The sequence below is a fragment of the Streptococcus mitis genome (genome assembly GCF_001579035.1).
GTDB lineage: Bacteria > Bacillota > Bacilli > Lactobacillales > Streptococcaceae > Streptococcus > Streptococcus mitis_J.
Genome location: NZ_KQ970292.1, coordinates 54730 through 64087, shown reverse-complemented (window position 1 = coordinate 64087; position 9358 = coordinate 54730). Strand labels below are relative to the sequence as shown.

Here is a 9358-nt window from a genome sequence, read left to right as displayed (position 1 = left end):
AGTTTGAAGAACTCTATCGGGAAACCCAAAAACGCAGTGTAGCTAGTCAGCAAAAGACTAGTCTAAACTTAGATGGGCAGACGATCAGTAACGGCAGTCAAAAGTTGACAGTTCCTAAAGGAATTCAGGCACCATCAGGACAAAGTATTACATTTGACCGAGCTGGGGGCAATTCGTCTCTGGCTAAGGTTGAATTTCAGACTAGTAAAGGAATGATTCGTTATCAATTATATCTAGGAAATGGAAAAATTAAACGCATTAAGGAAACAAAAAATTAGGGCAGTAATTTTACTGGAAGCAGTAGTCGCTCTAGCTATCTTTGCTAGCATCGCGACCCTCCTTTTGGGACAAATTCAAAAAAATAGGCGAGAAGAAGCAAAAATCTTGCAGAAAGAAGAAGTTGTGCGTGTAGCTAAGATGGCTCTGCAGACAGGTCAAAATCAGGTAAAGATAAATGGAGTTGAGATTCAGGTGTTTTCTAGTGAAAAAGGATTGGAGGTCTACCATGGTTCAGAACAGTTGTTGGCTATCAAAGAGCCATAAGGTCAAGGCTTTCACTTTGTTGGAATCCCTGATTGCCCTCATTGTCATCAGTGGAAGTTTACTTCTCTTTCAAGCTATGAGTCAGCTTCTCATTTCAGAAGTTCGCTACCAGCAACAAAGCGAGCAAAAGGAGTGGCTCTTGTTTGTGGACCAGTTGGAGGCAGAATTAGACCGTTCGCAGTTCGAAAAAGTGGAGGGTAACCGCCTCTATATGAAGCAGGATGGCAAGGATATCGCTATAGGTAAGTCTAAATCGGATGATTTTCGAAAAACTGATGCCAGTGGACGAGGTTATCAACCTATGGTTTATGGCCTCAAATTAGCTCAGATTACAGAGGATAATCAACTGGTTCGCTTTCGTTTTCAATTCCAAAAAGGCTTAGAAAGGGAGTTCATCTATCGTGTGGAAAAAGAAAAAAGTTAAGGCAGGTGTTCTCCTCTATGCAGTCACCATGGCAGCCATCTTTAGTCTTTTGTTGCAATTTTACTTGAACCGACAGGTCGCCCACCATCGAGACTATGCTTTAAATAAAGAAAAGTTGATTGCTTTTGCTATGGCCAAGCGAACCAAAGATAAGGTTGAGCAAGAAAGTGGGGAACAGGCCTTTAATCTGGGTCAGGTGAGTTATCAAAATAAGAAAACAAGCTTGGTGACAAGGGTTCGTATGCCTAAGAGTCAATATGAGTTCCTGTTTCCTTCCGTTAAAATAAAAGAAGAGAAAAGAGACAAAAAGGAAGAGGTAGAGACCGATTCAAGCGAAAAAGTGGAGAAGAAAAAATCAGAAAAGAAGCCTGAAAAGAAAGAGAATTCCTAGCCAATCAAGCTACTTTGTGCTAAACTAAAAGCATGAAATATGATTTTAACCACAAAGCAGAAACTTTTGATTCACCTAAAAATATCTTCCTCGCAAACTTGGTTTGTCAAGCAGTCGAGAAACAGATTGATCTTCTATCAGACAAAGAAATTTTGGATTTCGGTGGAGGGACGGGCCTATTAGCCTTGCCTCTAGCCAAGCAGGCCAAGTCTGTAACATTGGTGGATATTTCGGAGAAAATGCTGGAGCAAGCTCGTTTGAAAGCGGAGCAGCAAGACATCAAGAATATCCAGTTTTTGGAGCAAGATTTACTGGAAAAACCCTTGGAGCAAGAGTTTGATCTCGTTGTTGTTTGTCGAGTTCTTCACCATATGCCTGATTTGGATGAGGCTCTCTCACTGTTTCATCAACATTTGAAGGAAGATGGACAACTCCTACTTGCTGATTTTACCAAGACAGAAGCTAATCATCATGGATTTGATTTAGCTGAACTGGAAAACAAGCTAATTCAGCACGGTTTTTCATCTGTGCATAGTCAGATCCTCTATAGCGCTGAAGACCTATTTCAAGGAAATTACTCAGAACTCTTTTTAACAGTAGCTCAAAAATCACTCGCCTAGTCAGGGAGTGATTTTTCTATAAGGATGGAAAAAAGAAGGGAAATTTGATAAGATAGGAATATGGATTTTGAAAAAATTGAACAAGCTTATACCTATATACTGGAGAATGTCCAAGTCATTCAAAGTGATTTGGCTACCAACTTTTATGACGCCCTGGTGGAACAAAACAGCATCTATTTGGATGGTGAGACTGAGTTAGAGCAGGTCAAGGAGAACAATCAGGCTCTTAAGCGTTTAGCACTACGCAAAGAAGAATGGCTCAAGACCTACCAGTTTCTCTTGATGAAGGCTGGGCAGACAGAACCCTTGCAGGCCAATCACCAGTTTACACCAGATGCTATTGCTTTACTTTTGGTGTTTATTGTGGAAGAGTTGTTTAAAGAAGAGGAAATTACTATCCTCGAAATGGGTTCTGGGATGGGAATTCTGGGCGCTACTTTCTTAACCTCGCTTGATAAAAAGGTGGATTATTTGGGAATGGAAGTGGATGATTTGCTGATTGATTTGGCGGCTAGTATGGCAGATGTAATTGGTTTGCAGGCTGGCTTTGTCCAAGGAGATGCCGTTCGTCCACAAATGCTCAAAGAAAGCGATGTGGTCATCAGCGACTTGCCTGTCGGCTATTATCCTGATAATGCCGTTGCGTCGCGCCATCAAGTTGCTTCTAGTCAAGAACATACTTACGCCCATCACTTGCTCATGGAACAAGGGCTTAAGTACCTCAAGTCAGATGGATATGCTATTTTTCTCGCTCCGAGTGATTTGTTGACCAGTCCTCAAAGTGACTTGTTGAAAGGCTGGTTGAAAGAAGAAGCAAGTCTGGTTGCTATGATTAGTTTACCTGAAAATCTCTTTGCCAGTTCTAAACAATCTAAGACTATTTTTATCTTACAGAAGAAAAATGAAATAGCAGTGGAGCCTTTTGTTTATCCACTTGCTAGCTTGCAAGATGCAAGTGTTTTAATGAAATTTAAAGAAAATTTTCAAAAATGGACTCAAGGTACTGAAATATAAAATAGATTTTGTTATAATAGTTGAAAACGCTTAAAAGAGGTAATTGATAATGACAAAAACAATTGCAATCAATGCAGGAAGTTCAAGTTTGAAATGGCAATTATACTTAATGCCAGAAGAAAAAGTATTGGCGAAAGGTTTGATCGAACGTATCGGTTTGAAAGATTCAATTTCAACTGTAAAATTTGACGGCCGTTCTGAACAACAAATTTTAGATATTGAAAATCACACACAAGCTGTTAAAATTTTATTGGATGACTTGATTCGTTTCGATATTATCAAGGCTTATGACGAGATTACAGGTGTTGGACACCGTGTTGTTGCCGGTGGAGAATATTTCAAAGAATCAACAGTTGTTGAGGGGGATGTTTTAGAAAAAGTTGAAGAGTTGAGCTTGTTGGCTCCTCTCCACAATCCAGCCAATGCGGCAGGTGTTCGTGCCTTTAAGGAATTGTTGCCAGACATTACCAGTGTAGTTGTTTTTGATACTTCCTTCCACACAACTATGCCAGAGAAAGCTTATCGCTACCCTCTACCAACAAAATATTACACAGAAAACAAGGTTCGTAAATACGGTGCCCACGGTACAAGTCACCAGTTTGTAGCAGGAGAAGCTGCAAAACTCTTGGGACGTCCATTAGAAGACTTGAAGTTGATTACCTGTCATATTGGTAACGGAGGCTCAATTACAGCTGTGAAAGCTGGTAAGTCTGTCGACACTTCTATGGGCTTCACTCCTCTGGGTGGTATTATGATGGGAACTCGTACAGGGGACATTGATCCAGCTATCATTCCTTACTTAATGCAATATACAGATGATTTTAACACACCAGAAGATATTAGTCGTGTTCTGAATCGTGAATCAGGTCTTTTGGGAGTTTCTGCTAATTCTAGCGATATGCGCGATATAGAAGCAGCTGTAGCAGAAGGGAATCACGACGCTAGCTTGGCTTATGAAATGTATGTTGACCGTATCCAAAAACATATCGGTCAGTACCTTGCAGTGCTAAATGGAGCAGATGCCATTGTTTTCACAGCAGGTGTCGGTGAAAATGCAGCGAATTTCCGACGTGATGTAATCTCAGGAATTTCGTGGTTTGGTTGTGATGTTGATGATGAAAAGAATGTCTTTGGTGTGACAGGAGACATCTCAACAGATGAAGCGAAAATCCGTGTTTTGGTTATTCCAACTGATGAAGAATTGGTCATTGCCCGTGACGTTGAACGCTTGAAAAAATAAGTAAAACTAGAAAAAATATTTAGGACAAGGAGTTGGGAAAGAGATTTTCCGGCTCCTTTTTCTGATGAAATTGTCCAAAACCTTGCTATGATTGGCTTTTTTGAAAAATATGGTATAATAGTAGTAATTTAATAGATGGAGTTGAGTTTTGAAGAAAAACTTTCGTGTAAAAAGAGAGAAAGATTTTAAGGCGATTTTCAAGGAGGGGACAAGTTTTGCTAATCGTAAATTTGTTGTCTACCAATTAGAAAACCAGAAAAACCATTTTCGAGTAGGTCTATCAGTTAGCAAGAAACTGGGGAATGCCGTCACTAGAAATCAAATCAAGCGACGGATTCGGCATATTATCCAGAATGCAAAAGGGAGTCTGGTAGAAGATGTCGACTTTGTTGTCATTGCTCGGAAAGGGGTCGAAACCTTGGAATACGCAGAGATGGAGAAAAATCTACTCCACGTATTAAAATTATCAAAGATTTACCAGGAAGGAAATGGGAGTGAAAAAGAAACTACAGTTGACTAGTTTGCTAGGTCTGTCTCTATTGATCATGACAGCCTGTGCGACTAATGGGGCAACTAGTGATATTACAGCCGATTCGGCTGATTTTTGGAGTAAATTTGTTTACTTCTTTGCGGAAATCATTCGCTTTTTATCGTTTGATATCAGTATCGGAGTGGGGATTATTCTCTTTACGGTCTTGATTCGTACAGTGCTCTTGCCAGTCTTCCAAGTGCAAATGGTGGCTTCTAGGAAAATGCAGGAAGCTCAACCACGCATTAAGGCGCTTCGAGAACAATATCCAGGTCGAGATATGGAAAGCAGAACCAAGCTAGAGCAGGAAATGCGTAAAGTCTTTAAAGAAATGGGTGTCAGACAGTCAGATTCTCTTTGGCCGATTTTGATTCAGATGCCGGTTATTTTGGCCTTGTTCCAAGCTCTATCAAGAGTTGACTTTTTAAAGACAGGTCATTTCTTATGGATTAACCTTGGTGGTGTGGATACAACCCTTGTTCTTCCGATTTTAGCAGCTGTATTCACCTTTTTAAGTACTTGGTTGTCCAACAAAGCCTTGTCTGAGCGTAATGGCGCTACGACTGCGATGATGTATGGGATTCCGGTCTTGATTTTTATCTTTGCAGTTTATGCACCGGGTGGAGTCGCCCTATACTGGACAGTGTCCAATGCTTATCAAGTCTTGCAAACCTATTTCTTGAACAATCCATTCAAGATTATTGCAGAGCGAGAGGCGGTAGTTCAGGCACAGAAAGATTTGGAAAATAGAAAAAGAAAAGCCAAGAAAAAGGCTCAGAAAACGAAATAATAAGGAGGAATCTGGTAATGGTAGTATTTACAGGTTCAACTGTTGAAGAAGCAATCCAAAAAGGATTGAAGGAATTAGATATTCCAAGGAAGAAGGCACATATTAAAGTCATTTCTCGTGAGAAAAAAGGCTTTCTTGGTTTATTTGGTAAAAAACCAGCCCAAGTGGATATTGAAGCGATTAGTGAAACGACTGTTGTCAAAGCAAATCAACAGGCAGTAAAAGGAGTTCCGAAAAAAATCAATGATTTGAATGAGCCTGTTAAAACAGTCAGTGAAGCAACTGTTGACTTGGGTCATGTTGTAGAAGCAATTAAAAAGATTGAGGAAGAAGGCCAAGGTATTTCTGATGAAGTCAAGGCTGAAATCTTAAAACATGAAAGACATGCCAGCACTATCTTAGAAGAAACTGGTCATATTGAGATTTTAAATGAACTTCAAATCGAGGAAGCGATGAGGGAAGAAGCGGGCGCTGATGACCTTGAAACTGAGCAAGACCAAACTGAAAATCAAGACTTGACAGAGATGGGCTTGAAAGTTGAACCGAGCTTTGATATTGCCCAGGTGGCTACGGATGTGACTGCCTATGTTCAAGCAATTGTGGATGACATGGATGTTGAAGCCACACTTTCAAATGATTATAACCGTCGTAGTATCAATTTGCAAATTGATACTAACGAACCAGGTCGTATTATCGGCTACCATGGTAAAGTCTTGAAGGCCTTGCAACTGTTGGCTCAAAATTATCTTTACAACCGCTATTCCAGAACCTTCTACGTTACAATCAATGTCAATGATTATGTCGAACACCGTGCAGAAGTTTTGCAGACCTATGCGCAAAAATTGGCGACTCGTGTTTTAGACGAAGGGCGTAGTCATCAAACAGATCCCATGTCGAATAGTGAACGCAAGATTATCCACCGTATTATTTCACGTATGGATGGCGTGACGAGTTACTCTGAGGGTGACGAGCCCAATCGCTATGTCGTTGTAGATACAGAATAAGTAAAATCAGGGTTCTCCTGATTTTTTGCTAGCTAGAGGAGATGAAACGGATGTTGAATAAGATAAGAGATTATTTAGATTTTGCTGGTTTGCAGTACCGTAATCCTGATAAAGCGGGAGCAGAACGAGAGAAGATGCTGGAATTCCGCCACAAAGGTCAAGAGGCACGAAAGGCTTTTACAGAACTGGCTAAAGTATTTCAAGCAAGCCATCCAGAATGGGAACTCCAACAGACTAGCCAGTGGATGAATCAGGCGCAACGTTTACGACCACATTTTTGGGTTTATTTACAGAGAGACGGACAAGTGACAGAACCTATGATGGCCCTTCGTTTGTATGGGACATCTGCTGACTTTGGGATTTCTTTAGAGGTCAGTTTTGTTGAACGTAAGAAAGACGAACAGACCTTAGACAAGCAAGCCAAGGTTTTAGACATTCCAACCGTTGAAGGAATTTATTATCTAGCTTACTCTGATGGCCAAAGTCAACGGTGGGAGGCGAATGAAGAAAAGCGTCGTACTTTACGCGAGAAGGTGAGAAGTCAAGAAGTTCGAAAAGTGTTAGTTAAGGCAGATGTTTCTTTTATAGAAACCCAATCATTAGAAATGATTTTAGGAAAATTAGAAGAAGCTTATGAGCGCTTGCTTCCCTATTATCAGGCGACCAGAGAGTAGAAAATAGGAGACTTATCTAGCGTCGAATTGTTTAATTGCTATTCTATGTATTTTTTCATATAATAGTAAAATAGAATGTGTGATACAATAATCACCTCAAATAGAAAGGAAATTCTATGTCAAATCTATCTGTTAATGCAATTCGTTTCCTAGGTATTGACGCTATCAACAAAGCCAACTCAGGTCACCCAGGTGTGGTTATGGGAGCGGCTCCGATGGCATACAGCCTCTTTACAAAACAACTTCGTATCAATCCAGCTAAACCAAACTGGATTAACCGCGACCGCTTTATTCTTTCAGCAGGTCATGGTTCAATGCTTCTTTATGCCCTTCTTCATCTTTCTGGTTTTGAAGATGTCAGCATGGATGAGATCAAGAGCTTCCGTCAATGGGGTTCAAAAACACCAGGCCACCCAGAATTTGGCCATACAGCAGGGATTGATGCTACAACAGGTCCTCTAGGTCAAGGGATTTCAACTGCCACTGGTTTTGCCCAAGCAGAACGTTTCTTGGCAGCCAAATATAACCGCGAAGGTTACAATATCTTTGACCACTATACATACGTTATCTGTGGAGATGGAGACTTGATGGAAGGTGTCTCAAGCGAGGCAGCTTCATACGCAGGTTTGCAAAAACTAGACAAGTTGGTTGTTCTTTATGATTCAAATGACATCAACTTGGATGGTGAGACAAAGGATTCCTTCACTGAAAGCGTTCGTGACCGTTACAATGCCTACGGTTGGCATACTGCCTTGGTTGAAGATGGAACAGACTTGGAAGCCATCCATGCTGCTATCGAAACAGCAAAAGTTTCAGGCAAACCATCTTTGATTGAAGTGAAGACGGTTATTGGATACGGTTCTCCAAATAAACAAGGAACCAATGCTGTACACGGTGCCCCTCTTGGAGCAGATGAAACTGCAGCTACTCGTCAAGCTCTTGGTTGGGACTACGAGCCGTTTGAAATCCCAGAACAAGTTTATGCTGATTTCAAAGAACATGTTGCAGACCGTGGCGCATCAGCTTATCAAACTTGGACTAAATTAGTTGCTGATTATAAAGAAGCTCACCCAGAATTGGCTGCAGAAGTAGAAGCTATTATTGATGGACGTGATCCAGTTGAAGTGACTCCAGCAGACTTCCCAGCTTTAGAAAATGGTTTCTCTCAAGCAACTCGTAACTCGAGTCAGGATGCTTTGAACGTTGTGGCAACTAAGTTACCAACCTTCCTAGGTGGATCAGCTGACCTAGCTCACTCAAACATGACTTACATTAAAACAGATGGACTTCAAGACGATGCTAATCGCTTGAACCGTAACATTCAGTTTGGTGTTCGTGAATTTGCAATGGGAACGATCTTGAACGGGATGGCTCTTCACGGTGGACTTCGTGTATACGGAGGAACTTTCTTCGTCTTCTCTGACTATGTGAAGGCAGCTGTTCGCTTGTCAGCCTTACAAGGACTTCCTGTGACTTATGTCTTTACCCACGATTCAATCGCGGTTGGGGAAGACGGTCCAACGCACGAACCAGTTGAGCACTTGGCAGGTCTTCGTGCTATGCCAAATCTAAATGTTTTTCGTCCAGCAGATGCGCGTGAAACGCAAGCAGCTTGGTACCTTGCAGTGACAAGTGAGAAAACACCAACTGCCCTTGTCTTGACCCGTCAAAACTTGACTGTTGAAGAGGGAACAGATTTTGACAAGGTTGCAAAAGGTGCCTATGTTGTCTATGAAAATGCAGCAGACTTTGATACGATCTTGATTGCGACAGGTTCAGAGGTCAATCTTGCTGTCTCAGCTGCCAAAGAATTGGCTAGTCAAGGAGCAAAAGTCCGTGTAGTCAGCATGCCATCTACAGATGTCTTTGATAAACAAGATGTAGCATACAAGGAAGAAATTCTTCCAAATGCAGTCCGTCGTCGTGTTGCAGTCGAAATGGGTGCAACTCAAAACTGGTACAAATATGTTGGTCTCGATGGCGCCGTTCTCGGTATTGATACCTTCGGAGCCTCTGCCCCAGCACCAAAAGTATTGGCAGAATATGGCTTTACTGTAGAAAATCTTGTAAAAGTCGTTCAAAACTTGAAATAATCCTAAAAATCAGGGCGCAAGCTCTGGTTTTTATTA

12 protein-coding genes are annotated in these 9358 nt (G+C 41.2%); all 12 read left to right on the top strand.

Annotated features, from left to right (window positions below):
• Positions 1-278 (top strand): competence type IV pilus minor pilin ComGD (gene comGD / locus SMIDD26_RS10100; protein ID WP_280630528.1); only part of this gene is annotated, 278 nt, incomplete at its 5' end.
• Entirely contained in the window at positions 241-543 is a 303-nt protein-coding gene (comGE, locus tag SMIDD26_RS10095) for a competence type IV pilus minor pilin ComGE (RefSeq protein WP_061440017.1), read from the top strand. The genes comGD and comGE, both read left to right, overlap by 38 nt.
• Positions 506-967 carry a competence type IV pilus minor pilin ComGF gene (comGF, locus tag SMIDD26_RS10090; RefSeq protein ID WP_061440016.1) on the top strand — a complete coding sequence of 154 codons (462 nt, stop codon included), beginning with the start codon at positions 506-508 and terminating at the stop codon, positions 965-967. The genes comGE and comGF overlap by 38 nt, the downstream gene beginning before the upstream one ends.
• Complete coding sequence (comGG, locus tag SMIDD26_RS10085; RefSeq protein WP_061440015.1) at positions 945-1358, top strand: competence type IV pilus minor pilin ComGG; 414 nt, start codon at positions 945-947, stop codon at positions 1356-1358. The genes comGF and comGG overlap by 23 nt, the downstream gene beginning before the upstream one ends.
• A gap of 32 nt (positions 1359-1390) precedes the next feature.
• Complete coding sequence (locus tag SMIDD26_RS10080; protein ID WP_061440014.1) at positions 1391-1978, top strand: class I SAM-dependent methyltransferase; 588 nt, start codon at positions 1391-1393, stop codon at positions 1976-1978.
• A gap of 60 nt (positions 1979-2038) precedes the next feature.
• Positions 2039-2992 carry a class I SAM-dependent methyltransferase gene (locus tag SMIDD26_RS10075; RefSeq protein WP_061440013.1) on the top strand — a complete coding sequence of 318 codons (954 nt, stop codon included), beginning with the start codon at positions 2039-2041 and terminating at the stop codon, positions 2990-2992.
• 49 nt (positions 2993-3041) lie between these two features.
• Positions 3042-4232: an acetate kinase gene (locus SMIDD26_RS10070; protein ID WP_061440012.1), complete on the top strand. Its 1191-nt coding sequence runs from the start codon at positions 3042-3044 to the stop codon at positions 4230-4232.
• Positions 4233-4380: 148 nt separating this feature from the next.
• Positions 4381-4752: a ribonuclease P protein component gene (gene rnpA, locus SMIDD26_RS10065; RefSeq protein ID WP_000739243.1), complete on the top strand. Its 372-nt coding sequence runs from the start codon at positions 4381-4383 to the stop codon at positions 4750-4752.
• A complete protein-coding gene (locus SMIDD26_RS10060; protein ID WP_200893270.1) occupies positions 4727-5551 on the top strand; it encodes a membrane protein insertase YidC in 825 nt (274 codons plus the stop codon). Before rnpA ends, SMIDD26_RS10060 begins: the two co-directional genes overlap by 26 nt.
• Before the next feature lie 17 nt (positions 5552-5568).
• Positions 5569-6555, top strand: a complete 987-nt coding sequence (gene jag, locus SMIDD26_RS10055) for an RNA-binding cell elongation regulator Jag/EloR (protein ID WP_061440011.1) — start codon at positions 5569-5571, stop codon at positions 6553-6555.
• Between the two features lie 50 nt (positions 6556-6605).
• Entirely contained in the window at positions 6606-7229 is a 624-nt protein-coding gene (locus SMIDD26_RS10050; protein ID WP_061440010.1) for a hypothetical protein, read from the top strand.
• Positions 7230-7345: 116 nt separating this feature from the next.
• Positions 7346-9322: a transketolase gene (tkt, locus tag SMIDD26_RS10045; protein WP_061440009.1), complete on the top strand. Its 1977-nt coding sequence runs from the start codon at positions 7346-7348 to the stop codon at positions 9320-9322.
• Positions 9323-9358 lie beyond the last annotated feature (36 nt).